Source organism: Sphaerotilus sp. (genome assembly GCF_034519685.1).
In the GTDB taxonomy this organism is placed as follows: Bacteria; Pseudomonadota; Gammaproteobacteria; order Burkholderiales; family Burkholderiaceae_C; genus Sphaerotilus.
The window spans coordinates 2,022,599-2,048,450 of the sequence record NZ_JAXHOF010000006.1 but is presented as its reverse complement, the minus strand read 5'-3'; the positions used below and the strand labels follow the sequence as shown (position 1 = coordinate 2,048,450).

Here is a 25,852-nt window from a genome sequence, read left to right as displayed (position 1 = left end):
CAACACCGCACTCGGCGCAACACCTTCAGCCAGTCGGATTCGGGATTGATTCTTCCGTCCCGTACACCGGGCCTGTCGGGCGCACCATGCACCGGACAGCTCGCCGCTGAGGAAGCGGCATCGGAAAAACCCCGAGATTGTAGCAGCCTTGAACCACCTCGATCCAGTCCGGCCGCGTGCCGATCTCGATGTCGCGCTCGACATCGCCCGTGGCGCAGCCTCCGCCGCCTTCGTTCACCTCGACGCCCCAGGGGCGCAAGTTGCAGCCAACGAGGCCGCGCAGCGACAGCAGGAGGGTCGGCCTCTCGGCCTGCTCGACGGGCGGATCGTCAGCATCAAGGACCTGTTCGACGTGGCCGGGCAGGTCACGACGGCGGGCTCCACCGTGCTCGCCGACCGGCCCGCCGCCGCGGCCGATGCGCCGGTAGTGGCGCGCTTGCGTGCAGCTGGCGCGGTGCTGATCGGCCGCACGCAGATGACCGAATTTGCCTTCTCCGGCGTCGGCATCAACCCGCACCACGGTACACCCGTCAACCCCGTGATGGCCGCGGTCGACCCGGTGCCGCGGGCACCAGGAGGCTCCACGTCGGGCGGCGCGGTGTCGGTGGCCACGGGGGCGGCGTGGGCCGCGCTCGGCTCGGACACGGGTGGCTCCATCCGCATTCCTGCCGCGCTGCACGGCCTGGTCGGCTTCAAGAATACCCAGTCGCGCACACCGAACGCAGGCAGCGTCCCGCTCTCGCCGAGCCTGGACACGAGCTGCGCGATCACACGCACGGTGCAGGACGCGGTGGCGGTGCATGCCGTGCTGTCGGCGCGGCCCTGCCAGCCCGAACGGCGACGGCTGTCCGACTGGCATTTCGGCGTGGTCGAGCCGCTGCTGCTGGACCAGATGGACCCGGTGGTCGCGCGGGACTTCGAGCGTGCGCTGGCCCACCTGAGCTGCCTCGGCGCGCGGATCACTCGCGTGACCTTGCCCGCGCTGAGCGACCTGCCCGCGCTGCAACAGGACGGCGGCCTGCCCGCGGCCGAAAGCTGGGCGTGGCACCAGACATTGCTGGCCGAACGCGGCGACCAGTACGACCCGCGCGTGGCCGCCCGCATCCGCCGTGGCGCCACCATCACGCCAGCAGCGCTGGCGCGACTGCACGACCTGCGCGCCCGCTGGATCGCGCGCATGGTCACCGAACTGGCCGACGTGGACTTCGTGCTGAGCCCGACGGTGCCGCTGATCGCGCCGCCGCTGGCCCCGCTGGTCGCCGACGAAGTCGAGTTCTTCCGCGTCAACGCGCTGCTGCTGCGCAACCCGGCGGTCGTCAACCTGCTCGACGGCTGCGCGATCAGCCTGCCGTGCCACCGGATGGGCGAGGCGCCGGTCGGGTTGATGGCGTGGACCACGGGGGGACGGGATGACGCCTTGCTCGGCGCTGCGCTCGCCATGGAGGACGCACTGGCGCCACTGCGTGGAGTCGCCGCCCGATGAGCACTGACATCATCCTCGACACGAACGTGGTCCTCGACTGGCTGGTGTTCGAGCACCCGAGCGGCCTGGCGATCGGCCGGGCCGTCACCGAAGGCGAGGTGCGCTGGATCGTCAGCCCGGCGATGCAGGAGGAGCTGGTCGATGTGCTCGGCCGGCTGCTGCACCTGCCGACGCTGATGCGCTGGTCAGACCGGCACGCGCCCGCGATGGCGATGGTGCAGGCGTGGGCGCAACCGGTGAACGCGCCCGGCCCGCTGCCCTACGGCGAGCGACTGCGCTGCACGGACCCGGACGACCAGTGTTTCATCGACCTGGCCATTGCAAGGCGCACTCCCTGGCTGGTGACGCGGGACCACGCACTGCGGCGCCTGGCGCGGCGCGCCCGCCCGCTCGGTGTCGCCGTGCTCACCCCCGAAGCCTGGGCCTCCGCCTCCGCATGAACACGCTCCCCGACACCCTCGCCGCCCGCCACCTGCCCGGCACCCATGCGCCCGTCCGGGTGTCGTCGCTGCTGTCCACCGCGCCCGGCCCGTGGCCCACGCACGACAGCGCAGCGTCCCGCACGATCGACACGCTGGCCGCCGAGTCACTGCCGCCGCACACCTTGATGCAGCGGGCCGGCCTGAGCGTGGCCCGGCTGGCGATGGCGCTGGCGCCGAACGCGCGGCGCATCGACGTGCTGGCCGGCCATGGCAACAACGGCGGCGACGGCTTCGAGGCCGCGCTGCACCTGCACCGCGCCGGTCGCTCGGTCGTGCTGCACACATTCGGACGCGACACGGCCTGGCCGCCCGATGCCGCCGCCTCGCGTCGGCAGGCCCAGCTGGCCGGCGTCCACATCGTCGAGGGGCTGGACGCCGTCGCGCTGTCGCACTCCGACCTGGTCATCGATGCGCTGCTCGGCCGCGGCCTGACACGCCCGGCCAGTGGCGAGCTGGGCGAGGCCATCCGGATGCTGCGCGGACACGCGGCACCGGTGCTGGCGGTGGACCTGCCTTCGGGGCTGCCCGGCGATACGGGCGCGCTGCAGGTGGACGCACCGTGCGTGCAGGCGCGCTGGACACTGGCCCTGCTGACGATGGCGCCCGGCCTGTTCACCGCCAACGGCCGCGACCAGGCGGGGGAAGTCTGGTGGGACGACCTGGGCGTGGACCTGCTGCACACGCGCACGCCCTCCCCGTCGGCCTGGCTGCACTGCGCCGCCGGGATCGACCGTGTCTGGCCGATCCGGCGACATGCGCAACACAAAGGCAGTTTCGGTGATGTGCGCGTGGTCGGCGGTGCACCGTCGATGGCAGGTGCCGTGCTGCTGGCGGCGCGGACCGCCTTGAGCGTCGGCGCCGGTCGTGTGCATGCACACCTGCTCGACCCGGCCGCACCACATCTGGACCCCGTGCATCCGGAGCTGATGCTGACCGGCACGCCCGAGGCAAGCCAGCTGCGAGCCGCGACCGTGGTCGCCGGTTGTGGCGGCGGGCAGGCGATCCGGGCCGTGCTGCCGGAAATCCTGCAGCACGCAGCCAGGCTGGTGCTGGATGCGGACGCACTCAATGCCATCGCCGACGATGCCGACCTGCTCGACAGCCTGCGCCATCGCCGCGACCGGCACCAGCCCACCGTGCTCACTCCCCATCCGCTGGAGGCCGCGAGGCTGCTGGACTGCAGTGCGACCGCGATCCAGTCCGACCGCCTGCGTGCCGCCCGGACACTGGCGGACCGCACCGGCGCGGTGGTCGTGCTCAAGGGATCGGGCAGCCTGACCGCCAGCCCGGACAGCATTCCATGGATCAACACCAGCGGCAACGCCGCACTCGCCACACCCGGCAGCGGCGATGTGCTGGCGGGCTGGATCGGTGGTCTCTGGAGCGAGCTGGCCGGGGCCGCGGCCGACCACGGTCCGTCGACCGCATGGTCCGCGGCCGAGCTGGCCAGCCGCCACGCCGTGCACCAGCATGGCCTGCGGGCAGAGCGGCACAGCCCGACTGGCCGCACGCTGGTGGCCAGTCGACTGGTTCCGTCAACGGTGGACAGCTGACCGAACGGCCTCAGCGCTTGTTGCGGCGCTTGCGACCGTCCACTGCCGGCGAAGGGCTGGAGCCATCCGCCGCCGCCTCGGTGAAAGTCTGTGCTGGCACGGCCGCCGGCTTGCCGGAGGATTTGCCGGCCGCCTTGCCTGCCGCCTTTCCGGCTGGCTTCGGGGCACTCTTGCCCACCACCTTGCCTGCAGTCTTGCCAGCACGCGGCCCCGCCGAACGCCCGCTCGACTTGCGGGAAGCCCGGCGCACCGCACGGTCGGCTTCCTGGATGGCCATCAGCTCATCCTGCGCACTGGCCGGACGCTCGCGCGCCGGGCGGGCCGGCGCGGCGACAGGCGACAACGGATCGCGCACCAGGCGGAAATCGATGCGGCGTCCGTCCAGGTCGACCCGGCTGACCTGCACCCGGATGCGACCACCGACGGCATGGCGCACGCCTGTGCGCTCGCCACGCAATTCATGCCGCACGTCGTCATAGCGGAAATACTCTCCGCCCAGCTCAGTGATGTGCACCAGGCCTTCAACATAGAGCTCGTCGAGCTGCACGAAGAGGCCAAAGCTCGTGACCGAGCTGATCGTGCCGCCATATTCCTCGCCAAGCCGGTCGCGCATGAACTTGCACTTGAGCCAGGCCTCCACATCGCGCGAAGCTTCATCCGCGCGGCGTTCATTGGCGCTGCAGTGCGCACCAGCCGTCTCCCAGACCTCCAGATCGCGCGGGGCAATGCCCTCGACCCGCGGCGCGGCCCCTTGTGCCTTCGCAGGGGTACGGCGACGGTTGGGCGGCAGCGCGGCACCGGGCACGGCGGCCTTGACGACCAGCCCGTACTTGCGCCCGGCCAGCAAGCCCTTGATGACGCGGTGCACCAGCAGATCCGGATAACGCCGGATGGGGCTGGTGAAGTGCGTGTAGGCGCTGTAGGACAGCCCGAAGTGGCCGTTGTTGAAGGGCGTGTAGATGGCCTGCTGCATGGAGCGCAACAGCATCGAATGGATCTGGGTGGCATCCGGCCGGTCGCGGGTCTGCTGGGCCAGCGCCTGCAACTCGCCCGGTGTCGGCTCGTCGCTGACGGTCAGGTTCAGCCCCAGACTGCGCAGGTAGTTCTGCAAGGCCAGACGTTTCTCGGGCGTGGGCCCCTCGTGGACACGGTAGAGCGACGGATGCTTGCCGGCGTGGATGAAGTCAGCGGCACAGACATTGGCCGCCAGCATGGCCTCTTCGATCAAGCGGTGTGCCTCGGTGCGCACACGCGGAATGATCTTGTCGATGCGCCCGTTGTCGTCACAGACGATCTGCGTCTCGGTGGTCTCGAAGTCGATCGCACCGCGACTGGCCCGCTGCTTGAGCAGGAGGCGGTAGACCTCGTGCAGATGGAGCAGATGGGGCACCAGGTGCACCTGACGCTGCGCCTCGGCGCCGCGGGTGTTGGAGAGCACGGCCGCCACTTCGGTGTAGGTCAGCCGGGCATGCGAGCAGATCACGGCGGGGTAGAACTGGTAGGCCGTGACCTCACCGTCGGCATCCACCAACATGTCGCAGACCATCGACAGCCGGTTCTGGTTCGGGTTGAGTGAACACAGGCCGTTGGAGAGCTTCTCCGGCAGCATCGGAATGACACGGCGCGGAAAGTAGACCGAGGTCGCTCGCTCGTAGGCATCGTCGTCCAGCGGATCACCAGGCTTGACGTAATGGCTGACGTCCGCGATGGCCACCAGCAGCCGCCAGCCTTTCTTGCGGCCCACCTTGGCAGGCTCGCAATAGACCGCATCGTCGAAATCGCGCGCATCCTCGCCGTCGATGGTCACCAGCGGCACATCGGTCAGGTCAACGCGGTGCTTCATGTCTGCCGCGCGCACCTTGTCCGGCAGCTTGCCGGTCTGCGCCAGCGTTTCGGGAGAAAAGCGGTGCGGCACTTCGTATTTGCGCACGGCGATCTCGATCTCCATGCCCGGATCGTCGATGTCACCGAGCACCTCGGTGATCCGGCCCACTGGCTGGGAGTGCAACGATGGTGGCTCCGTCAGTTCGACCGCCACCACCTGCCCAGCCTCTGCGCTGGCTGTCGCGTTCTTGGGAATCAGGATGTCCTGTCCATACCGCTTGTCCTCCGGCGCAACCACCCAGATGCCGTTCTCGAGCAGCAACCGGCCGATGATCGGCGCCTTGCGGCGCTCCAGGATCTCCAGCACCCGCCCTTCAGGGCGGCCTTTGCGGTCTAGGCGAACGACCCGGACACGCACCCTGTCGTGGTGCAGGACAGCGCGCATTTCCTGAGGCGCCAGATAGATGTCGACATCACCTCCATCGACCACGACGAAGCCGTGCCCATCCCGATGTCCTTGCACCGTGCCAACGGCTTCATTCGCCAAAGTACTGTTGTTCAACGAAAATCCTTGCGTTCGGTTTATGTCTGATGCTACACTAGCGTTCTTCGCAGTTGGGAAAAAAATTCACGACTGCGCGAAAGCCCAGATGGCGGAATTGGTAGACGCACTAGTTTCAGGTACTAGCGGGTAACTCCGTGGAGGTTCGAGTCCTCTTCTGGGCACCAATAGAATTCAGCATACCCTGAATTCAGTCACTTGCACAGGCACATGAAATCCATGTCTGTGTTCGTAATCAGGATTTCAAAGCCCAGGTGGCGGAATTGGTAGACGCACTAGTTTCAGGTACTAGCGGGTAACTCCGTGGAGGTTCGAGTCCTCTCCTGGGCACCAACATGAAAAGCCAGCTTTCGAGCTGGCTTTTTTATTTCCCTTGAAGGTGACACATCAAAAAAACCGCTGAATTCTCATTCAGCGGTTTTTTCGACAACCCTTCAAACAGACAGCTTGCGGGACAAGGCATCCGGTCGCATCGAGTCGTATTCCTCGAACGGCTGGTGAATCCATGGACTCGTCGGCAGCGACTCGACATAGTAGTCAGGCGTGTAGCAGGAAACACCCTTCACCCAGAGCACGGCCGAGCGCAATTCGCGGATCGATGGCATGCCGCGCAGGCGGTCCACCACCGCCTGCAAGGTGACACCCGAATCTGCAAGGTCGTCCACCAGCAAGACACGGCCGGCGAGTTCGCCTTTCGGCATGGTGATGTACTTCGCCATGTCCAGTCGGCCCTGGATGGTGCCGCTTTCCGCCCGGTAGGAACTCGTGGCCATGATCGCCAGCGGCTTGTCGAACACCCGCGACATCACGTCCCCCGGGCGCAGTCCGCCACGCGCCAGACAGAGGATCTGGTCGAATTCCCAGCCCGACTGGTGCACCTTGATCGCGAGCTTTTCGGTCAGCAGGTGGTATTCGTCCCAGGACACATACAGGTGTTTGCCGTCATCGGTGAGCATGTTGAATCCTTGCGTGATCGGAGCGGACATTCAGTCCTTGTAGGGGTGACGGAGCAGGATGGTGTGGTCGCGGTCCGGACCAGTGGAGACCATGGCGATCGGCGTCGCGATGAACTCCTGGACGCGCTCAAGATAGCGCTGCGCATTGAGCGGCAGCGCCTCCCAGCGCGTGACACCAAAGGTCTGTTCGGTCCAGCCGGGGAAAACCTCGTAGACCGGCTGGCAGTTGACGATCTCGTCGGCATCCAGCGGCAGAATGTCCACACGCTCACCGTGCAGTTCGTAGCCGACACACATGCGGATCTCGTCCAGACCGTCGAGCACATCCAGCTTGGTCATGCACAGCCCGGTGATGCCGTTGATGAGCATGGCCCGCTTGAGCGCCGCACCATCCAGCCAGCCGCAGCGGCGCGGACGACCGGTGACCGTTCCACGCTCCTGCCCCACGGTCGAGAGGTGGTAGCCAACAGTCCCTGGCTCGTCCATCGGCAGTTCGGTCGGAAACGGACCCGATCCGACACGCGTGGTGTATGCCTTGGTGATGCCGAGCATGTAATGCAGCAACTGTGGCCCCACGCCAGAGCCTGCCGCTGCGTTGCCCGCCACGCAGTTGCTGGAGGTGACGTAGGGGTAGGTGCCATGGTCGATGTCGAGCAGCGTGCCCTGCGCGCCTTCGAACAGGATGCTGCCACCTGCGCGGTTGGCTGCGTCGATGCGCACACCCACGTCCGCCATCATCGGCTTGAGCTGCTCGGCCATCTCCATGGCGTGGTCGAAGATCGGCTGGAATTCGAGCGCCTCACCGTTCAGGTAGCCAGCCAGCGCCACATTGTGCAGTGCCAGCAGCTCTCGCAGCTTCCGGGCGAAGCGCTCCGGATGCTTCAGATCCTGGACACGCAGCGCCCGGCGCGCGACCTTGTCTTCATAGGCCGGACCGATGCCCTTGCCTGTCGTGCCGATCTTGCCTGCACCACTGGTTTCGCGCAGCGCTTCGCGCGCCTTGTCGACTGCGACATGGAACGGAAGGATCAGCGGACAGGATTCGCTGATGAACAGGCGCGAGCGCACGTCCAGACCTGCTGCCTCCAGTCGGCCGATTTCCAGCAGCAGGTGGGCCGGATCGACCACGACACCATTGCCGATGTAGCAGGCAACACCCTCTCGCATGATGCCGGAGGGGATCAGCTGCAGCGCAGTCTTCACACCATTGATCACCAGCGTGTGGCCCGCGTTGTGGCCCCCCTGGAACCGCACGACACCAGCGGCATGGTCGGTCAGCCAGTCCACGACCTTGCCCTTGCCCTCGTCACCCCATTGCGTCCCGACAACGACGACATTGCGCCCACGAACTTCTGCAGACGCAGCACTGCGTGTATCCATCTCAAGTATCCGATCGAAAGGAAAGGGTCCGGCCAATGGCAGTGGCGCTCAGCGCGCGCACACCACCCACTGCCCGTTGACGGCGACCAGTTCCCGGTCGCACTCGAACTCGTCTGCCTCGTGCTCATGCCCGGGCAACACACAAACCACCGCCTCGCCGGCGTCGCGCAAACGGCGCACGGCCGCCCGCAGTGCCGTGTCTTCGCTCCAGGCGGCGCGAATCACGGCATGGCGACCATCGAAGCGGACATGCCCGACAACGGACTTCAGATCGAGGCTGAATCCGACGGCTGCACGCCGACGGCCAAAAATCGCCCCCACGTCGTCATAGCGCCCACCGCGCACCAGCGCCTCCGCCCCGCCAGCACGGTAGACCGCAAAGCGGGTGCCGGTGTAGTAGGCATAGCCGGACAGATCAGCCAGGTCGAAACCAAGCTTCAGCGCCGGAAAGTCGCGGCGCAGGTGGGTGGCCAGCCACTGGAGATCGTCCAGTGCGGCGGTGATCGATGCATTGTTCGGCAGGCGAGCACGTGCCAGCGCCAAGACCTCGTCGCCACCATAGAGCGCTGGCAGCAGTCGCAGTGCGTCCCGGTTGTCAGATGGAAGCCCTGCGGTCAGGGCGTGCAGCTCCGCCTGGTCCTTGGCCGCAAGCGCCGCCTGCAGAGCTTCCCGCTGGGCCGGCGTGAGCGTCACGCCCGCCAGCGCACCCTGCACGATGCGGGCATCGGCCAGGTCCATCACCAGCGCATCGACATGGGCACGCCCCAGGCATTCGAGCGCCAGCTCATGCACCTCCAGATCGGCTTCGAGGCCAGCATGCCCATAGATTTCTGCGCCAAACTGCAGCGGCTCACGGGTACTGTCCGGACCGGCCGGCAAGGTATGCAGCACTGGGCCGCAGTAGCACAGGCGCGTCAGTCCGGCCCGGTTGAGCAGATGGGCGTCGATGCGCGCCACTTGAGGTGTGGTGTCTGCGCGCACACCCAGCGTGCGCCCACCCAGCTGGTCGACCAGCTTGAACGTGCGCAGATCCAGCGCACGCCCGGTGCCGCTCAGCAGCGACTCCAGGTGTTCGAGCAGCGGAGGCATGACCAGCTCATAGCCATAACCACGCGCCGCATCCAGCAGGATGCGCCGCAACTCCTCGATTCGCCGAGCCTCATGGGGCAACACATCGGCAATGTGCTCGGGCAAGAGCCAAGCAGAAGACATAGCAGGTCAGGAAATCAAAACGAAGATTCTACCGGGCGAATCAACCGGATCGAATGGAACGAAGCCAGCTCAGCCGATGAGCAGCAACAGCAACACCCCCGCGAGCACGCTGGTCAGCCCGATGAACCGGATTTGTCCGTCACCCAAGGCCAGCACCTGCGCAAAGAACTTGCGCCACTGCGCCGGGCCCAGCAGGGGCATGAGACCCTCGATCACCAGCACCAGCGCGAGCGCCGACAGCAGTGTCTCCACTGTCACTTACTTGCCACCGACACTGCCGTTGCGCATCACCCGAAAGAACTCGCTCGACGGATCCAGCACAAGCACGTCGCTCTTGCTGCGGAAACTCGCGCGGTACGCCTCCAGGCTGCGGTAAAACTGCGCGAACTGGGGATCCCGTCCGAAGGCTTCCGCGTACAGCGCCGAGGCCTTGGCATCGCCTTCACCCTTGATCTTCTGCGCATCGCGGTAGGCCTCCGCCAGAATCACCTCGCGCTGGCGGTCTGCATCGGCGCGGATCTTCTCGCCCTCTGCAGCGCCCTCGGACCGCAGCTCGTTGGCCACCCGCTTGCGCTCGGACTCCATGCGGCGATAGACCGACTCGGTGATGGTGGACGCAAAGTCGACGCGCTTGATGCGCACATCCACGATCTCGATGCCCATGTTCTTGGCATCGTCGGCCATGCGCTGCATCACGCCCTGCATGACCTTGTCCCGCTCCGTCGAGAGCATGGCGCGCACCGTCCGCTTGGTGACTTCCTCGTTCAGGGCGGCTTGCACGATCGGGGAGAGTCGAACCTCCGCATTGCGCAGATCGACACCGGTATTGCGGATGAACTGTCGCGGCTCGGTGATGCGCCATTTGACCAGCCAGTCAATGACCAGGCTTTGCTTCTCGGCGGTGAACACCGGACGGGTCTCGGGGCTGTCGAGCGTCTGTGTCCGGCGGTCGATGAAGATCACGTTCTGCAGCGGCGGCGGCAGCTTGAACTTCAACCCTGGCTCGGCGATGACTTCCTTGATCTCTCCAAGGGCATACACGACAGCAAAATTGCGCTGGTCGACCACAAACAGCGTCGACATGGTGACGAGCAGCGCCATCACTGCGCTGACCGCGATTAGTCCGATTCGGTTCATCTGAATTCCCCTGCTCAACGCACGTCGCGGTCGCGGCCGCGTTGCCCATCGCGTGAACGCACGTCCACACTGCTGCCCGATGCACCATCAGCACTTGATGAGCCCGGCAGCACGCCCGAAGCCGCCGCGGCAGGCGCCGTGCCAGCCTGCTGCATCAACTTGTCGAGCGGCAGATACAGCAGATTGCTGCCACTGCGGGAATCGACCATCACCTTGCTGACATTGGCGTAGAGCTGGGACATGGTGTCGATGTACATCCGATCACGGGTCACGCCTGGCGCCTTCTGGTATTCGGCCAGGACGCTGCGGAAGCGCTCACCGTCACCTTCCGCCTGCGCGATGACACGGGCCTGGTAGCCTTCAGCCTCCTCCGCAAGCCGAGCGGCGGTACCGCGGGCCTTCGGAATGATGTCGTTGGCGTAGGCCTGCCCTTCGTTCTTCAGGCGTTCCCGATCGGCCCCGGCCTTGAATGCATCGTCGAACGCCGCCTGCACCTGCTCGGGTGCCTGGACACTCTGGACATTGACGTTGACGACCAGGATGCCAGCCTTGAGACGGTCGAGCTGGGTCTGGATCGACTTGACCAGATCTACCGCAATGGCGTCGCGCTGCTCGTACAGCACGGAATCCATCGTGCTGCGACCGACGATCTCGCGCACCGCCGATTCAGCGGCCTGCAGAACCGCCTCTTCCACGTTGCGGTTCTCGAAAAGGAAATCCTTGGCCTGCTTCAGACGCCATTGCACCGTGAAGCGGATGTCGACGATGTTCTCGTCCTGCGTGAGCATCGACGAATCTCGCAGACCCGTCGCTTGCACGACTGCAGCGCGCCCTACCTCGGTCGACCGGATCTGTGTGACGTTGACGGTGTCGTGCGACTGGAACGGACCCGGCCAACGGTACTGGATGCCGGCATCCACCGTGCGACTGAATTTTCCGAACGTCAGGATGACCGCCTGCTGGCCTTCCTGCACGATGAAAAACCCGCTGCCCAGCCACAGCAGTGCAGCCACACCGAGCACCAGCCCTCCGCCCAACCCGAAGAGACGCCCGTCTGGCGTCGGATCCGGGCGTCCGCCGGCTGGCGGCTGTCCACCGCCATCACGCCCTGCAGGTGTCTTGCCACCAAACAGGCCGCCGAGTTTCTGGTTGAAATCGCGCCAGAGTTCATCCAGGTCGGGTGGACCGTCGTTGCGCCCTGAGTTGGCCATCAGGTCGACGCCAGCCAAGTGGCTCCTGGTTCCGCGCAACTGCAGGGACAGCGCCCTGACAGCACCAGAGACCAGATTCAGGGCTGATCCAGCCACGGCTCCCCACGGGGCCCGAACAGGCGTGTAAGCATCCATCGGATTCGTCTTGTTCATGTCCGAAATTACAACACGCATCACGTCGAAGACGACGTGTGCAGGGAATCGACCCACTCTGGCGTCATGTCATCCGACTCGGCATCCACCTCGACAGGCGAGACTTCACCACGGTCAGGATCGAAGCGCGGATCCGGACGCTGTGACACGCCGAGTCGCTCCTGGTTCAATGCAGCTTGCGCGATCAGGTGCCGCACGGACGCGAGTCCTTCACCCGAGCGGGCACTGACGAACCAGCGCGGCACCACCAGTCCCGGCTCCAGCTCGTAGGCATCGCCCAGGACACGGGGCCGCTGCGCAGCGTCCATGGCATCCAGCTTGTTGAACACCAGCACCTGCGGCACTTCACCGGCACCAATCTCGTGCAGGACACGCTGCACCTCCCGGATCTGCTCCAGCCAGAACGGACTGGCTGCGTCAACCACATGCAGCAGCAGATCGGCGTCGATGGCTTCCTGGAGTGTCGCCTGGAAAGCATCCACCAGCGTGTGCGGCAGCGCCCGGATGAAGCCCACCGTGTCCGACAGCGAGACACTGCGCTGCGCGTCTTCGAGGTACATCTGGCGCGTGGTGGTGTCCAGCGTGGCGAAGAGCTGATCGGCGGCATAGGTCTGCGCCTTGACCAGCGCGTTGAACAGCGTGCTCTTGCCTGCGTTGGTGTAGCCCACCAGCGAAACACGGAACGTGCCTTGACGCTCGCGGGCCTTGCGCTGCGTGCCACGCTGGCGCTTGACCTTGTCCAGCCGCTCCTTGACCGCCTTGATGCGCACCACGATCATGCGCTTGTCCAGTTCGATCTGGGTTTCACCCGGACCGCCCCGCAGGCCGACGCCGCCGCGCTGGCGCTCCAGATGCGACCACCGGCGCACGAGTCGTGTGGAGAGATACTGCAGACGTGCCAGTTCGACCTGAAGCTTGCCTTCATGGCTGCGGGCACGCGCTGCGAAAATTTCAAGGATGAGCGCTGTGCGGTCGAGCACTTCGACGCCCAGGTGTCGCTCCAGATTGCGCTGCTGCGCCGGGCCCAGTGCCTGGTCGAAGATGACACATTGCGCACCGTGTTCGGCCACGATCAGCTTGATCTCGTCAGCCTTGCCCGATCCGACAAACAGCGCGGCGTCGGGGGCACGGCGTCGGGCGATGATCCGGGCAACCGGATCATCGCCTGCTGACTGTGCCAGCAGAGCCAGTTCATCCAGCGACGCATCGAAGGCGGCGCCTGCGCCGAAATCAACCCCGACCAGAACAGCGCGTGGGAGTGGGGATGGGTCCGTTGCAGTCAAGATGCTTCGAGTCGACGTGTCTGGCTGGCCGCTGCAGGCGGTCAGTTGGCTTCCGGCGCTTCAGCAGCGTGGAAGTTCACCGGTCGGCCCGGCACGACAGTCGAGATCGCGTGCTTGTAGACCATCTGGGTGACGGTGTTGCGCAGGAGAACCACATACTGATCAAAAGACTCGATGTGGCCCTGCAGCTTGATGCCGTTGACGAGGTAAATCGACACCGGCACATGCTCCTTGCGCAGCAGGTTGAGGAAGGGGTCTTGTAGCAGTTGCCCTTTGTTGCTCACGATATTCTCCGTGTTGGAAATGGAGTTCAAGAAGGCCCGCACGTTATCACACGTGCAGGACCACGATCCGGCGGATCAGGAATCCTTTTCCGTGAAGGGATTGCGCGAGGCGCGCAACTCGATACGCAACGGAGTGCCCACGAGCTTGAAATGCTCGCGAAAACGGCTCTCCAGATAGCGTTTGTACACGTCGGTGATGTGCTCCACGGCATTGCCATGGATCACGATCAACGGCGGGTTCTGCCCACCTTGGTGGGCATAACGCAGTTTGGGACGGGAAATCCCGGCCCGCTTGGGTTGCTGGAAGTCCACCGCCTCCTGCAGCAGGCGCGTGAGCACCGGCGTGGGCAGCTTGCGCTTGGCGGAGGCCCAGGACTCGTCGATGGCATTCCACAGCGGTCCCAGCCCCTGCCGGCGCTTGGCCGAAATGTGCAGGACCGGCGCGAACTTCAGGAAGGCCAGCCGCTGCTCGATCGAGCGCTGCAGCGTCTGGCGCTGGTACTCGTCGATCGCATCCCACTTGTTGATGGCGATGACCACGGCGCGCCCGGCATCGAGGATGTAGCCGGCGATGTGCGCATCCTGGTCCGATACGCCTTCCGTCGCGTCGATCAGCAGCAGCACGACATTGGCGTCGCCGATGGCCTGCAGTGTCTTGACGACCGAAAACTTCTCGATCGACTCGAACACCTTGCCCTTGCGGCGCAGACCGGCCGTGTCGATGAGCTTGTAGCGGCGACCATTGCGCTCGAAGGGCACCTCGATGGCGTCCCGGGTCGTTCCGGGCAGGTCGAAGGCCACCAGGCGCTCCTCACCCAGCCAGGTGTTGATCAGCGTCGACTTGCCGACGTTCGGCCGGCCACAGACCGCCAGACGGGTGGGACGCTCCTCTTCGGGCAGGCGGTCGTCCTCGTCTTCGGTTTCCGGTTCTAGGCCCTCCAGCGCCAGCTCGATCAGGCTGCGCACGCCATGCCCGTGCGCAGAGGACACCGCCAGCGGCTCGCCAATCCCCAGCTCGTGGAACTCGGCCAGCTGCGGGCCGTCCTTCATGCCCTCGGCCTTGTTGGCCGCCAGCAGCACACGCTTGCCGGAGGTCCGCAGGAAACGGGCAATGTCGTGGTCCTGCGCCGACAGGCCTGCGCGCACATCCACCACGAAGATGACGGCATCCGCCTCGGCCACGGCCTGACGGGCCTGCTTGGCCATTTCCTGGAAGATGCCCGCGGTGCAGTCCGGCTCGAAGCCGCCGGTGTCGATGACGATGAATTCATGGCCAGCCAGCGCACCATCACCGTAGTGGCGGTCGCGTGTCAGTCCAGCGTAGTCGGCCACGATCGCGTCGCGGCGTCCGGTGAGGCGATTGAACAGCGTGGACTTGCCGACGTTGGGACGTCCGACGAGGGCAATCACGGGTTTCATGGGTCAGTTCCGATCTGTAGCAGTTGAGGGGAGGTCAGAGGCCGGGCTGGCGGGCACAGCAGCGGCCTCACTCCGGACGAAACGCGAATGCGTTGCCGGAGCGGGTCACGGCCAGCACGGTCAGCCCGGAGCGCACCAGCGGCGCGACGATGGCACTGCCGTCGGTGGACAGGCGCAGCAGCGGGTCGCCGCGGTCGTTCGAGAACACATGCAGCAGGCCTTCGCTGTCACCGAACACCAGCGTCGAGCCGACCGACAGCGGTGCGGTCAGGCCCCGGTAGCGCAGGCGGTCCGAGGTCCAGGCCACGTCGCCACTGGTGCGGCGCCAGACGCTGATGCGGTCGGTGGCATCCGCGCCGGCGACAAACTCGGTGTCGATCGCCAGGCCTTCGAAACCGCCTTGGGCACGGCTCCAGAGCACCGCATTGCGCTCGGCATTGAGACAGGTCACGGCCACCTGGAATGCGCGTGCGCAGACCACTTCGCCGCTGCGTGCCGCCGGTCCGACGAGATCCGCCAGCCGCTCGACCTCGTTCGTGCCGCGGGGCGAGCCGATCGTGGTGTCGGCACGCAAGGCACCGGTCAGCGGATCCAGCGCCAGCAGGCGCGGGCCCATGCCCACCAGCAGCGTGTTGCGGTAGGCCATGAGGACACCCGGCTGGGCCAGCGACAGGGCCTCGCCCGAGCGCCCGACGGTCCACAGACGCCGACCGTCGAACACGTCGAACGCCAGCACGCTGCGGTCTACCGCCTGGACGAACACACGCTCGCCCGCCACCAGCGGCGCGGTGACGATGCGCGAGTTCAGGCGGGTCCGCCAGATCTCGCGCTGGCCGTCGAGCACCACCAGTTCATTGTTCTGGGTCACGACCGCCGCATGACGGCCATCGCTGCCCACACCCGCCGACAGCGCCGCCCCGACCGAGACCTGCGACCGGACGGCGCCCGTGCCGATGTCCAGACTCGTCAGGCGGCCATCGGCACTGGCCAGCAGGAAACGGTCGCCCAGCACCGCCACGGCCATGCCGGGCATGGGCTTGCCGACGCTGGCGCGCCAGACCTGCTTGCCGGCAATGCGGCCCGACAGCGGCTCAAGCGGGGTCGGCTTGGGCTTCTCGACCGACGAGCAGGCCCCCAGCACCAGTGCCGCCGCCAGGGCCATCCAGCGCAGACCGGTCATGCGGGCGAACGCTGCCCTCGGCCGGGTCATTGCACGGCCCCCGAGGCGGCGCCTTCTGCCAGCGGCGCCGCACCCAGCGCCACCAGCTTGGCCTCGACCAGGCGGCGGTAGTCGACCTCCTTGCCCAGCGCCTTCCAGGCCTTCTGGTAGGCCGCCACCGCCTCGGCGGGCTTGGCCTGCGCCTGCAGGATGTCACCCCGCCGGTCTTCGGCCAGCGCCACCAGCGTGTCAGGCACGTCGGTGGACACCAGCTTCAGTGCCTCGTCGAAGCGCTTGGCCTCCAGATGCACACCCGCCAGCCGCAGCCGGGCCAATGCGCGGTATTCGTCTTCCTTGGCGTTGGCCGCGACCCATTCCAGCGTGCCGCGGGCGGCGTCGGCCTGGCCCTTGTCGAACTGGACACGGGCCGCCAGCAGACCGCCCTGCTCCGCGAACGCCGTCGCGGGATAGCGACTCTGCAGGTCAGCCCACACCTTGGTCACCTTGTCGGCGTCACCGGCCTGGGCGGAACGCTCCAGCTCGTCGTAGATGCCGCCGGCCTTGGCGGCCTGGTCGCGCTGCCAGTACTGCCAGCCGTTCCAGCCGGCGTAGGCCGTCAGCACGATCAGCAGCACCCAGGTGATCAGGTTGCCGAACTTGGCCCAGAAATGCTTGAGCTGGTCAAGCTGTTCCTGTTCTTCGAGGTCGAGATGGGATGCCATGCGCGTGGTGCCGTAGGTCGGAGGTGTAACCGTGGAGGAAAGGATTATGCGGGTCGCAGCCGAGCCGGACCTGATCGGCCGGATCGAATCAGTCGGCGATCTCGGCCGACCAGCCCGCCACATCGGCCAGCGGGCGCAGCGACTGGCCGCGACCGCCTTCGCGCAGCGGCTTGACGGCCACCATGCCCTGCGCCAGTTCGTCACCGCCGAACACCAGCGCGTAGCGGGCACCGCTGGCATCGGCCTTCTTGAACTGGGATTTCATGCTGCCAAGGCCGTCCTTGCCGCCCGCATGCAGCACGACCTTCAGGCCCCGCGCACGCAGCGCCTCGGCCGTGACGGTCGCCGGAGCGAGCGCAGCCGCGTCAGGCACCACGGCGTAGGCGTCGGGCACCTGCACCGGCACCTTCGCCCCACTGTCCTCCAGCAGCGCCAGCACCCGTTCGATGCCCAGCCCCCAGCCGACCGCCGGCGCCGGCTTGCCGCCGATCTGCTCGATCAGGCCGTCGTAACGCCCGCCGCCGCAGACCGTGCCCTGTGCGCCGAGGCGGTCGGTGACCCACTCGAACACGGTCAGGTTGTAGTAGTCCATGCCGCGCACGAGGCGCGGGTTGATGCGGTAGGGCTGGCCCACCGCGTCCAGCACCGCGCGCACCGCGTCGAAGTGCTTCAGCGAGGCCTCGCCGAGGAAGTCCATCAGCTTCGGCGCCGCTTCGACCACCGCCTGCATCGCCGGGTTCTTGGTGTCGAGGATGCGCAGCGGGTTGCTGTGCAGGCGGCGCTTGGCTTCCTCGTCCAGCACGTCGGCGTGGGCCTCGAAGTGGGCGACCAGCGCCGCACGGTGCGCCTTGCGCTCGTCGGGCTGGCCGAGGCTGTTGATCTCCAGCCGCACGTCGGTCAGGCCCAGATCACGCCACAGGCTGCGCGCCATCAGGATCACCTCGGCATCGACGTCCGGCCCCGCGAAGCCGAGCGCCTCGACACCGACCTGGTGGAACTGGCGGTAGCGCCCTTTCTGCGGACGCTCGTGGCGGAACATCGGGCCGATGTAGAACAGCCGCTTCGGGCCTTCGTACAGCAGGTTGTGCTGCACCACCGCACGCACGACGCCCGCGGTCCCTTCCGGGCGCAAGGTGAGCAGATCGCCGTTCATCTTGTCTTCAAAGGAATACATCTCCTTCTCGACGATGTCCGTCACCTCGCCGAGGCCGCGCACGAACAGCGGCGTCGGCTCGACGATCGGGGTGCGGATGTTGGCGTAGCCATAGCGGCGCATCAGCGCACGCACGCAGTCTTCGAACCACTCCCACCGCGCCGAGTCCGGCGGCAGCAGGTCGTTCATGCCTTTGACGGCTTGTAGCTTTTCGCTCATCAGGAAAATTCAGGAGTTCAGGAAACGGCCATCTTCTGGCCAAAGCGGCGCTCGATGTACTGCTCGACCACGGCCTGGAACTCGCTGGCGATGCCCTCGCCGCGCAGCGTCATGGCCTTCTCGCCGTCGATGTAGACCGGGGCGGCCGGCGCCTCACCCGTGCCGGGCAGGCTGATGCCGATGTCGGCGTGCTTGCTCTCGCCGGGGCCGTTGACGATGCAGCCCATCACGGCCACCTTCATCCCCTCGACGCCCGGGTATTTCGCGCGCCAGACCGGCATCTGCGCGCGCAGGAAGTGGTCGATCTGCTGCGTCAGCTCCTGGAACGTCGTGCTCGTCGTGCGGCCACAGCCCGGGCACGCCGTCACGCTCGGCACGAAGGTGCGCAGGCCCAGCGACTGCAGGATCTCCATCGCCACTGTCACCTCCTGCGTGCGCGCCTCGCCGGGCGCGGGGGTCAGGCTGACGCGGATGGTGTCACCGATGCCCTGCTGCAGCAGGATGCCCAGCGCGGTCGCCGAGGCCACCGTTCCCTTGGTGCCCATGCCGGCTTCGGTCAGGCCCAGGTGGAGCGCATGGTCACAGCGTTTCGACAGCTCGCGGTAGACGGCCACCAGATCCTGCACGCCGCTGACCTTGCAGCTGATGATGACCTGCTCGCGCCGCAGGCCAAGCTCGACCGCGTAGGCCGCCGAGTCGAGCGCCGACTGGATCAGCGCCTCGTACATCACCTGGCGGCCCTCCCACGGCTGGGCGCGGCGGGCGTTGGTGTCCATCAGGCTGGCGAGCAGTTCCTGGTCCAGGCTGCCCCAGTTCACGCCGATGCGCACGGCCTTGTCGTGGCGCACCGCCGCCTCGACCATCATCCCGAACTGGCGGTCGCGCTTGTCGCCCTTGCCGACATTGCCGGGGTTGATGCGGTACTTGGAGAGCGCCTGTGCCATGGCCGGGTACTCGGTCAGCAGGCGGTGGCCGTTGTAGTGGAAGTCGCCCACCAGCGGCACGTCGATCTGCATCCGGTCGAGCTGCTCGCGGATATGCGGCACGGCCTCGGCCGCTTCGGGCGTGTTGACGGTGATGCGCACCATCTCCGAGCCCGCCAGCGCCAGCTCCTTGACCTGGATCGCGGTGCCGATCACGTCCACCGTGTCGGTGTTCGTCATCGACTGCACGCGCACCGGCGCATTGCCGCCGACCGTCACGACACGGTCACCCCAGACCACACGGGCCTGCAGGCTGCGGCGCGCAGCGGGTTCACCCAGCGGAATCGCTTGATCGGGGGTCGACAGAGGAGCAGGCATGGTCAGACTCGCTTGATCGCTTGATCGCTGGATCACTTGATGATGGCCGTGGCGACATTGCCGCGGGTGAATGGCGCCAGGCTGAACGGCTCTCCGCGCAGGCTCACCTGCGTCACGCTGGCAATGCCGGCTTTCAGGCGCATCGGCAACGGTCCGTCCAGACCGACCACCTCGCCCGGCAGCACGGTGCGCGACAGCAGCACCGCGCCGGCCGCATCACGGACCTCGATCCACGACTCGCCCGTGGTGCGCACGACCACCACGCCGGAGACAGACGGGGGGGCACTGGCCTCGGTGGGCGCCGGCTCGGGCGGGGTCGAATGCACGGTCTCGGACACTGCCGGCACGACAGGCACCGATGGGACAGACGCCGCAGAAACGGGCACGACAGCTGTGGGCGCCGACACCAGCACACCCGGCACGCCCGCAGCACTGGCGCCAGACGGAGATGCAGCGACCGGGAGCACTTCGCTCGTCGTCGAGGTGCCAGCCAGGTCGGTGTCCGACGCGGGCCAGCCGATCGCACCGAACATGGTCTGCATCGGCGGCGCAAACCAGAACGCCAGCGCGGCCAGCAGCACCACCGCCGGCACCAGGTAGGCAGGCTTCAACCACTCCGGCAGCCCGGCTCCGCTGCGGCCGAACGGGTTGCTGCCAGCCCCTTCGCGGTAAGGGGTCTGCAGACCACGCGAGACGTTTTCCAGCTGCTGCTGCGGCGGCGGACCCGCGCTGGGCAGCATGGCCAGCACTTGCGCAGCGTCCAGGCCGACCTGCCGCGCGTAGGACTGCGCCAGACTGCGCACGAACGACAGACCCGGCAACTCGTCATGGCGATCGGCTTCCAGCGACACCAGCTTGCGCTCGGGCACCTTCAGGACCTGGGCCAGCGCATCGATCTCAAGCCCGCGTGCCTGCCGCGCAGCGCGCAGCAAGGCACCGGCAGAGGGAGAACCTGCAGGCGGCGGTGTCACATCACTCATCAAACTGTCCTTGCTCGTAGGCCGCTGCCTCACGCGATTTCGGGAATCTTGCACGCAGCGTGGACCCCAATTCTTCCACGGAGCCGGTCAGATTGCGCCGGTGCTGGATGCGAATCGCCAGCCAGAGGGTCTCCGGACTCACCAGCTCGGGGGACTGCTGGAGCCGCTGGACATACAGGAATGCGCGTTCAAGCTCTCCGCGGCGACGCATGACGTCGGCCAGATTGAACACGGTGGCCGGATTGCTGGCATCAAGGTCGAAACTGCGCTGCAGGATGATCTGGGCCGCCTGCAATTCACCCGCGCGGGCTTCGCAGATCCCGGCCGCCAGCAGCGTGCGGGCAGCGTCCCGGTACTGCGGCACCGCCATCGCGGCCTCGAACTGCTGGCGCGCCAGCGGAAAGCGGCGCTGCTGGCAGAGGAACCAGCCGAAGTTGTGCAGCGTGTCGGCATCCGCCGGCTGCACCTTCAGGGCAGAGCGAAAGCTCTCTTCAGCCAGGGGATATTCCCCCATGTTGGCGTACACCAGCCCGCGCAGGTTCAGCGCGGGCACATGGTTCGGGTCGACCGACAAGGCCCGCTTGACCTCGTCCAGCGCCGTCACGTACTGGCCCTGGCTGAAATAGGCGGCCGCCAGCTCGGTGCGGATGCGGGCACGCCTGGCCAGGTCGGATTCGTCGGACGCCGTCACCAGATCGCGTCGACCCGCGACATTCACGCCCGACGACCCGCTGGATCGCGGTCCGCCGAGACTGGTGGGACTGGACTCGCCCATGGGCACCGGCAGAGCCGGACCGGACACACAGCCGGCCAGCGCAGCAGCGGCCAGCACAGCGAGCAGCAGGGGCATCGTCATCTGGCCGGGCTCACTCTGCCGCCGCCAACGGAACCGCGCGCACCACACGGATCGGCGCGCGCACCATGCGCTCCTGCACACGGGTGCGGTCCTGCACCTCGCCCGCGAGCTGGCCGCAGGCGGCATCGATGTCGTCTCCGCGTGTCTTGCGCACCGTGGTGACCAGCCCGCCTTCGATCAGCACCTTGGCAAACGCCTGCACGCGGGCATTGTCCGAGCGCTTCAGGCCCGAAGCCGGGAAAGGATTGAACGGGATGAGGTTGAACTTGCAGGGCAGTCGCCCGACCGGACCCTTCGGCCCGACCAGCGCCAGCAGCGCCCTCGCCTGATCGTCGCTGTCGTTGACGCCGTCGAGCATGCAGTACTCGAACGTGATGAAGTCGCGCGGCGCCGTGTCCAGGTAGCGCTTGCACGCCGCCAGCAGCTCGGCCAGCGGGTACTTGCGGTTCAGCGGCACGAGTTCGTTGCGCAGCGTGTCCTCGGGCGCGTGCAGCGACACCGCCAGCGCCACCGGCAGGTCGTCGCGCAACCGGTCCATGAACGGCACGACGCCGGAGGTCGAGACCGTCACGCGCCGGCGCGACAGGCCGTAGCCGTGGTCATCGAGCATCACGCGCAGCGCCGGCACGAGCGCGCCGTAGTTCTGCAGCGGCTCGCCCATGCCCATCATCACGACGTTGGTGATCACGCGCTCGCCCGCTGGACGACTCAGGTCGCGGCGCAGCGTGTGTTCGGCATACCAGAGCTGGGCGAGGATCTCGCCGGTGCTCAGGTTGCGGGAGAAGCCCTGGTGCCCGGTCGAGCAGAAGCGGCAACCCACCGCACAGCCGGCCTGCGACGAGATGCACAGCGTGCCGCGGTCATCCTCGGGGATGAACACGCTCTCGACCGCATTGCCGGCGCCCACGTCGAACAGCCACTTGACCGTGCCGTCCGCGGAGCGGTGTTCGGAGAGGACCGGCAGCGGGCGGATCTCCGCGCAGCCGGCCAGTTTTGCGCGCAGCGACTTGGCCAGATCACTCATCTGGTCGAAGTCGCGCGCACCACGCTGGTGGATCCACCGGAACAGCTGGACGGCGCGGAAGCGCTTCTCGCCCAGGCGCTCGCAATGCGCGGCCAGCCCGTCGAGATCGAAGTCGAGCAGGTTGACGGCCTGGGGCGCAGCGTCGGTGGTCATGTCGTCAGCGTGGTTGCAATCGCCGTTCAGTCGCCGATCAGCGGCTGTAGACGTTCATGCCGGGGAAGAAGAACGCGATCTCGACGGCGGCCGTCTCGGCAGCGTCGGAGCCGTGCACGGCGTTGGCGTCGATCGAGTCGGCGAAGTCGGCGCGGATGGTGCCGGGGGCAGCGTCCTTCGGGTTCGTGGCACCCATCAGTTCGCGGTTCTTCAGGATGGCGTTTTCGCCTTCCAGGCACTGCACCATCACCGGGCCGGAGATCATGAAGCTGACCAGGTCGTTGAAGAACTTGCGTTCCTTGTGGACGCCGTAGAACGCTTCAGCGTCGGCACGCGACAGCTGCACCAGCTTGGCAGAGGCGATCTTCAGGCCAGCGCCTTCGAAGCGGGCGTAGATCTGGCCGATGACGTTCTTGGCGACGGCGTCAGGCTTGATGATGGACAGGGTGCGTTCGATGGCCATGGAAACAATTCCTTGTGGGATAGGGGTGGACAGAATCCGAGAAATCGGTGAAATCGGTCAGATATGGGCCGAAACCGGGGAAAATCCGGCATTCTAGCGTTGAAGCGTGGCGGGTTTTCAGCGCCGACGGCCACCGCGGCCCTTGTTGTTGCTGCCGCCCGGACGGGTGAAGTAGGCCTCGGCGCCAATGTAGCCCACCGAGGTCTGCATCGGATCCGGCTGGCGCGGCTCGCCCTTGCGGTTGCCGCCAGCATTGCCACCGGGCGTCGGCTCTTCGGTCGGACGACCAAAGCCGGTCGTGATGCGCTTGGAGCCGGACACGAAGCGCTTGTCGAAGGTCTGCTCCAGCGGGTTCGGGATGTGCAGCGGATCGTCTCCCTCCTGGCGCGGAGGACGGCCACCGCCCTGCGGGCCATCCGACCGCGGGCCACGCGGCGGACGGTTGTTCTGCCCGCCCTGCGGCGCGCCGGCGGAGGATCCGCCCGGGCGTGCACCCTGGCGATCTCCGCGGTCACCCCGGTCGCCCCCATGCTGTGCACCCTTGCCACGCGGCGCCTGGGCATCGCGCTCCATGCGCGGCTCGCCAGCACGCCCGCCACGGTCGGCACCACGCGGCTCGCCGCCGCGATCCGGGCGGTCCTGCTGCCCGCGGTCCTGTCCACGGTCCTGACCACGGCCCTTGGCGGGCCTGGCACCACGCGGGCTCTCGCTCGGCGCGGCACGCTGCGGCAGCTGGTCCGGACTGGCCAGCGTGCGGATGGTGCGCACGTCCTGGTCATCCAGTTCCACCCACGCCCCGCGCTTCAGGCCACGCGGCAGCACCACGGTGCCATAGCGGATCCGGATCAGCCGGCTCACCGCCAGACCGACCTTGTCGAAGAGCTTGCGCACTTCGCGGTTGCGGCCTTCGGTGATGACGACGCGGTACCAGCGGTTGACGCCCTCGCCCCCACCGTCCTCGATCGACTTGAACGCGGCTTTCTGGCCTTCGATGTCCACGCCGTCCAGCAGTCGCGCCCGCTGCTCGGTGGCGAGCGAGCCCAGCACCCGCACGGCATATTCGCGCTCCACGCCAAACCGCGGGTGCATCAGCTGGTTGGCCAGGTCACCCGAGTTGGTGAACAGCAGCAGGCCTTCGGTGTTGATGTCCAGGCGGCCCACGGACAGCCACTTGCCGGTGTGCAGGCGCGGCAGGCGGCGGAACACGGTCGGGCGGCCTTCGGGGTCGTGGTGCGTGACGACTTCGCCGACTTCCTTGTGGTAGGCCAGCACACGGGCCGGCGGCGGCGCAATGCGCACCTTGATCGGACGACCCGCGATGCGGATCTGGTCGCCCTGGGCGATGCGCATGCCGATGTGGGCCGCTTCGCCGTTGACGGACACCTGCCCGTCCTGGATCAGCTGCTCCATCTCGCGGCGCGAGCCGATGCCGGCCTGGGCCAGCACCTTGTGCAGCTTGGGCGCCTCCGGCTCGGGACGCAGCACGCGCTTGCCCGGGTCAGCCAGGACATCGTCGGCATCGGGAGCGACCTCTGCGTCGTAATCACCCGAGATCACCTCGGCGAACAGCGTGCTGGCATCCACGGGCTCATCGTCGCCCCCGCTGACCACGATGACCTCGAACTCTTCCTCGCCATCGGAGGCGGGCGCCCCAGCCGCTGCGGCCAGCACGCCAGACGGCGACGCCGCGCCTTCTTCGCGCGGACCACGGCGCTCCTTGCGGCGCTGGCGGTCGCGGTCACGGCGGCGGCCACCAGCGTCTTCACCCACCGGCGCCACAGCGCCCGCTTCCTGTGCAGCGTCCGGTGCAGCGTCCGGGACCGACTCGGCCGCCACCGGCGCCACCACCACCGCTTCAACGGCCGGTTCAGGGGCCGGCGCCACGCTCGGAGCGACCTCCGTCGAAGCGGTGTCCTGCGCGACCACCGGCTCGGCGGCCACATCCTTCTTCCGGCTGCGCGATGCCCGCGCAGGGCGCGTGGCCGGCACCGCAACATCAGCAGCATCGACCACCGCCGGCACCAGATCCTGGGCCACCACCTCGCCCACAGGCTCGACAGGCACGACGGCAGCCACCGACTTGCGGGGCGCACGTGGCTTCTTGGCGACAGGTACCGCTTCGGGCGCTGCCTCGGTCGTGCCCATGTCCACTGCCACGGCGTCCGAGGCCGCCTTGCGGGGCGCACGGCGCTTCTTCGGGGCCTCGGGAGGAGTCTCTGCAGCGGCGTCGGCGCCAGTCTGATCAGCGGATTCTTGATGTTCGTTCATGCGTTCGGCCTCAGGCCTCAGGGAGAGATGACGGTGCGCCATCGGGTCCCGAGGGCACAGGGTAGGTGTTGGCGACCAGGTCAGACCCGATCGCCTCCAGGGATGGCAGTTGATCCAGGGATTTCAATCCCAGATCGTCCAGAAATTGTCGGGTCGTCGCGTACAAAGCCGGACGCCCGGGCCCCTCGCGGTGCCCGATCACCTCGATCCAGCCACGCTCTTCGAGCTGCCGGACGATCTGCGTGCTGACCGTCACGCCACGGATGTCTTCGATGTCACCACGGGTGACGGGCTGTCGGTACGCCACGATGGACAGGGTCTCCATCGTGGCGCGTGAATAGCGGACCGGCTTGTCCGGGTACAGACGGTCCAGATGGACCTGCATCTCGGGCCGACTCTGGAACCGCCAGCCACTCGCCACGCACACCAGTTCGACCCCACGCCCCTGCCAGTCCCGCGCCAGCTCGTCGAGCAGCATGCGCACACTGTCTGCACCCACCGCGCCATCGAACAGCTGGCGCAGTTCACGCACCGGCAAGGGCTGGTGCGCACAGATGAGTGCGGTCTCGAGGACGCGTTTGGCATCCCGTGTATTCATGGATTCGTCAGGTGTCG

The 25,852-nt window shown here is 67.1% G+C and carries 22 protein-coding genes, 2 tRNA genes and 1 pseudogene; 5 read left to right on the top strand and 20 right to left on the bottom strand.

The features are described 5' to 3' along the window. Positions 1-148 precede the first annotated feature (148 nt). The 3 genes from U5O44_RS20250 to U5O44_RS20240 are packed head-to-tail and all read left to right on the top strand — an operon-like array spanning position 149 to position 3,518. Positions 149-1,483, top strand: a complete 1,335-nt coding sequence (locus U5O44_RS20250) for an amidase (protein ID WP_322590189.1) — start codon at positions 149-151, stop codon at positions 1,481-1,483. Then, entirely contained in the window at positions 1,480-1,923 is a 444-nt protein-coding gene (locus tag U5O44_RS20245) for a PIN domain-containing protein (protein WP_322590188.1), read from the top strand. The genes U5O44_RS20250 and U5O44_RS20245 overlap by 4 nt, the downstream gene beginning before the upstream one ends. Continuing rightward, positions 1,920-3,518 carry an NAD(P)H-hydrate dehydratase gene (locus tag U5O44_RS20240; RefSeq protein WP_322590187.1) on the top strand — a complete coding sequence of 533 codons (1,599 nt, stop codon included), beginning with the start codon at positions 1,920-1,922 and terminating at the stop codon, positions 3,516-3,518. The genes U5O44_RS20245 and U5O44_RS20240 overlap by 4 nt, the downstream gene beginning before the upstream one ends. A 10-nt stretch (positions 3,519-3,528) precedes the next feature. Here U5O44_RS20240 and rnr read toward each other — a convergent pair whose 3' ends face one another. Then, the gene (gene rnr / locus U5O44_RS20235) at positions 3,529-5,904 is read right to left on the bottom strand and encodes a ribonuclease R (protein WP_322590186.1); all 2,376 of its coding nucleotides are present in this window, start codon (positions 5,902-5,904) and stop codon (positions 3,529-3,531) included. An 82-nt stretch (positions 5,905-5,986) separates the two neighbouring features. On the opposite strand from rnr, the gene U5O44_RS20230 reads away from it, so the two are divergent. Continuing rightward, positions 5,987-6,071 (top strand) — tRNA-Leu (locus U5O44_RS20230). 81 nt (positions 6,072-6,152) lie between these two features. Then, positions 6,153-6,237 (top strand) — tRNA-Leu (locus U5O44_RS20225). 101 nt (positions 6,238-6,338) lie between these two features. Here the strand turns inward: U5O44_RS20225 and U5O44_RS20220 are convergent. The 19 genes and pseudogenes from U5O44_RS20220 to scpB form a co-directional block, all read right to left on the bottom strand. Further along, complete coding sequence (locus U5O44_RS20220; RefSeq protein WP_322590541.1) at positions 6,339-6,860, bottom strand: phosphoribosyltransferase; 522 nt, start codon at positions 6,858-6,860, stop codon at positions 6,339-6,341. 30 nt (positions 6,861-6,890) lie between these two features. Then, the gene (locus tag U5O44_RS20215; RefSeq protein ID WP_322590185.1) at positions 6,891-8,240 is read right to left on the bottom strand and encodes an adenylosuccinate synthase; all 1,350 of its coding nucleotides are present in this window, start codon (positions 8,238-8,240) and stop codon (positions 6,891-6,893) included. 48 nt (positions 8,241-8,288) lie between these two features. Then, positions 8,289-9,452: an ATP phosphoribosyltransferase regulatory subunit gene (locus U5O44_RS20210; RefSeq protein ID WP_322590184.1), complete on the bottom strand. Its 1,164-nt coding sequence runs from the start codon at positions 9,450-9,452 to the stop codon at positions 8,289-8,291. A gap of 69 nt (positions 9,453-9,521) precedes the next feature. Beyond that, entirely contained in the window at positions 9,522-9,710 is a 189-nt protein-coding gene (locus U5O44_RS20205) for a DUF2065 domain-containing protein (protein WP_322590183.1), read from the bottom strand. Then, positions 9,711-10,589: a protease modulator HflC gene (gene hflC, locus U5O44_RS20200; protein ID WP_322590182.1), complete on the bottom strand. Its 879-nt coding sequence runs from the start codon at positions 10,587-10,589 to the stop codon at positions 9,711-9,713. Between the two features lie 14 nt (positions 10,590-10,603). Next, a complete protein-coding gene (gene hflK, locus U5O44_RS20195; RefSeq protein ID WP_322590181.1) occupies positions 10,604-11,953 on the bottom strand; it encodes an FtsH protease activity modulator HflK in 1,350 nt (449 codons plus the stop codon). A gap of 20 nt (positions 11,954-11,973) precedes the next feature. After that, the gene (gene hflX / locus U5O44_RS20190) at positions 11,974-13,236 is read right to left on the bottom strand and encodes a GTPase HflX (RefSeq protein ID WP_322590180.1); all 1,263 of its coding nucleotides are present in this window, start codon (positions 13,234-13,236) and stop codon (positions 11,974-11,976) included. Positions 13,237-13,277: 41 nt separating this feature from the next. Next, complete coding sequence (hfq, locus tag U5O44_RS20185; RefSeq protein ID WP_293997999.1) at positions 13,278-13,520, bottom strand: RNA chaperone Hfq; 243 nt, start codon at positions 13,518-13,520, stop codon at positions 13,278-13,280. Between the two features lie 75 nt (positions 13,521-13,595). After that, the gene (der, locus tag U5O44_RS20180; protein ID WP_322590179.1) at positions 13,596-14,939 is read right to left on the bottom strand and encodes a ribosome biogenesis GTPase Der; all 1,344 of its coding nucleotides are present in this window, start codon (positions 14,937-14,939) and stop codon (positions 13,596-13,598) included. Positions 14,940-15,006: 67 nt separating this feature from the next. Next, entirely contained in the window at positions 15,007-16,149 is a 1,143-nt protein-coding gene (locus U5O44_RS20175; protein ID WP_322590178.1) for an outer membrane protein assembly factor BamB, read from the bottom strand. After that, positions 16,146-16,820 (bottom strand): YfgM family protein, encoded by a 675-nt coding sequence (locus U5O44_RS20170; RefSeq protein ID WP_322590177.1) that lies wholly within the window; start codon positions 16,818-16,820, stop codon positions 16,146-16,148. The genes U5O44_RS20175 and U5O44_RS20170 overlap by 4 nt, the downstream gene beginning before the upstream one ends. 88 nt (positions 16,821-16,908) lie before the next feature. Then, complete coding sequence (gene hisS, locus U5O44_RS20165) at positions 16,909-18,192, bottom strand: histidine--tRNA ligase (protein WP_322590176.1); 1,284 nt, start codon at positions 18,190-18,192, stop codon at positions 16,909-16,911. Positions 18,193-18,209: 17 nt separating this feature from the next. Beyond that, on the bottom strand, positions 18,210-19,493 hold the full coding sequence (gene ispG / locus U5O44_RS20160; protein WP_322590175.1) for a flavodoxin-dependent (E)-4-hydroxy-3-methylbut-2-enyl-diphosphate synthase: 1,284 nt from the start codon (positions 19,491-19,493) through the stop codon (positions 18,210-18,212). A gap of 32 nt (positions 19,494-19,525) precedes the next feature. After that, complete coding sequence (locus U5O44_RS20155; protein WP_322590174.1) at positions 19,526-20,473, bottom strand: helix-turn-helix domain-containing protein; 948 nt, start codon at positions 20,471-20,473, stop codon at positions 19,526-19,528. Then, entirely contained in the window at positions 20,466-21,323 is an 858-nt protein-coding gene (gene pilW, locus U5O44_RS20150) for a type IV pilus biogenesis/stability protein PilW (protein ID WP_322590173.1), read from the bottom strand. The genes U5O44_RS20155 and pilW overlap by 8 nt, the downstream gene beginning before the upstream one ends. A 16-nt stretch (positions 21,324-21,339) precedes the next feature. Further along, positions 21,340-22,506, bottom strand: a complete 1,167-nt coding sequence (gene rlmN / locus U5O44_RS20145) for a dual-specificity RNA methyltransferase RlmN (protein ID WP_322590172.1) — start codon at positions 22,504-22,506, stop codon at positions 21,340-21,342. A gap of 37 nt (positions 22,507-22,543) precedes the next feature. Next, positions 22,544-22,969 carry a nucleoside-diphosphate kinase gene (ndk, locus tag U5O44_RS20140; protein WP_322590171.1) on the bottom strand — a complete coding sequence of 142 codons (426 nt, stop codon included), beginning with the start codon at positions 22,967-22,969 and terminating at the stop codon, positions 22,544-22,546. Positions 22,970-23,086: 117 nt separating this feature from the next. Beyond that, positions 23,087-25,237, bottom strand: a complete 2,151-nt coding sequence (gene rluB / locus U5O44_RS20135; protein ID WP_322590170.1) for a 23S rRNA pseudouridine(2605) synthase RluB — start codon at positions 25,235-25,237, stop codon at positions 23,087-23,089. Between the two features lie 94 nt (positions 25,238-25,331). Then, positions 25,332-25,835, bottom strand: a pseudogene (scpB, locus tag U5O44_RS20130) (SMC-Scp complex subunit ScpB); the annotation flags it as partial. Positions 25,836-25,852: the final 17 nt, after the last annotated feature.

What these genes read in the sequence shown, in the direction of transcription:
- U5O44_RS20245 (WP_322590188.1), top strand. Translation starts at nt 1,480, where the DNA reads ATGAGCACTGACATCATCCTCGACACGAACGTGGTCCTCGACTGGCTG.
- U5O44_RS20240 (WP_322590187.1), top strand. Translation starts at nt 1,920, where the DNA reads ATGAACACGCTCCCCGACACCCTCGCCGCCCGCCACCTGCCCGGCACC.
- U5O44_RS20220 (WP_322590541.1), bottom strand. Translation starts at nt 6,860, where the DNA reads ATGCTCACCGATGACGGCAAACACCTGTATGTGTCCTGGGACGAATAC.
- U5O44_RS20215 (WP_322590185.1), bottom strand. Translation starts at nt 8,240, where the DNA reads ATGGATACACGCAGTGCTGCGTCTGCAGAAGTTCGTGGGCGCAATGTC.
- U5O44_RS20210 (WP_322590184.1), bottom strand. Translation starts at nt 9,452, where the DNA reads ATGTCTTCTGCTTGGCTCTTGCCCGAGCACATTGCCGATGTGTTGCCC.
- hflC (WP_322590182.1), bottom strand. Translation starts at nt 10,589, where the DNA reads ATGAACCGAATCGGACTAATCGCGGTCAGCGCAGTGATGGCGCTGCTC.
- hflK (WP_322590181.1), bottom strand. Translation starts at nt 11,953, where the DNA reads ATGAACAAGACGAATCCGATGGATGCTTACACGCCTGTTCGGGCCCCG.
- der (WP_322590179.1), bottom strand. Translation starts at nt 14,939, where the DNA reads ATGAAACCCGTGATTGCCCTCGTCGGACGTCCCAACGTCGGCAAGTCC.
- U5O44_RS20175 (WP_322590178.1), bottom strand. Translation starts at nt 16,149, where the DNA reads ATGACCCGGCCGAGGGCAGCGTTCGCCCGCATGACCGGTCTGCGCTGG.
- U5O44_RS20170 (WP_322590177.1), bottom strand. Translation starts at nt 16,820, where the DNA reads ATGGCATCCCATCTCGACCTCGAAGAACAGGAACAGCTTGACCAGCTC.
- hisS (WP_322590176.1), bottom strand. Translation starts at nt 18,192, where the DNA reads ATGAGCGAAAAGCTACAAGCCGTCAAAGGCATGAACGACCTGCTGCCG.
- ispG (WP_322590175.1), bottom strand. Translation starts at nt 19,493, where the DNA reads ATGCCTGCTCCTCTGTCGACCCCCGATCAAGCGATTCCGCTGGGTGAA.
- U5O44_RS20155 (WP_322590174.1), bottom strand. Translation starts at nt 20,473, where the DNA reads ATGAGTGATGTGACACCGCCGCCTGCAGGTTCTCCCTCTGCCGGTGCC.
- pilW (WP_322590173.1), bottom strand. Translation starts at nt 21,323, where the DNA reads ATGCCCCTGCTGCTCGCTGTGCTGGCCGCTGCTGCGCTGGCCGGCTGT.
- rlmN (WP_322590172.1), bottom strand. Translation starts at nt 22,506, where the DNA reads ATGACCACCGACGCTGCGCCCCAGGCCGTCAACCTGCTCGACTTCGAT.
- ndk (WP_322590171.1), bottom strand. Translation starts at nt 22,969, where the DNA reads ATGGCCATCGAACGCACCCTGTCCATCATCAAGCCTGACGCCGTCGCC.
- rluB (WP_322590170.1), bottom strand. Translation starts at nt 25,237, where the DNA reads ATGAACGAACATCAAGAATCCGCTGATCAGACTGGCGCCGACGCCGCT.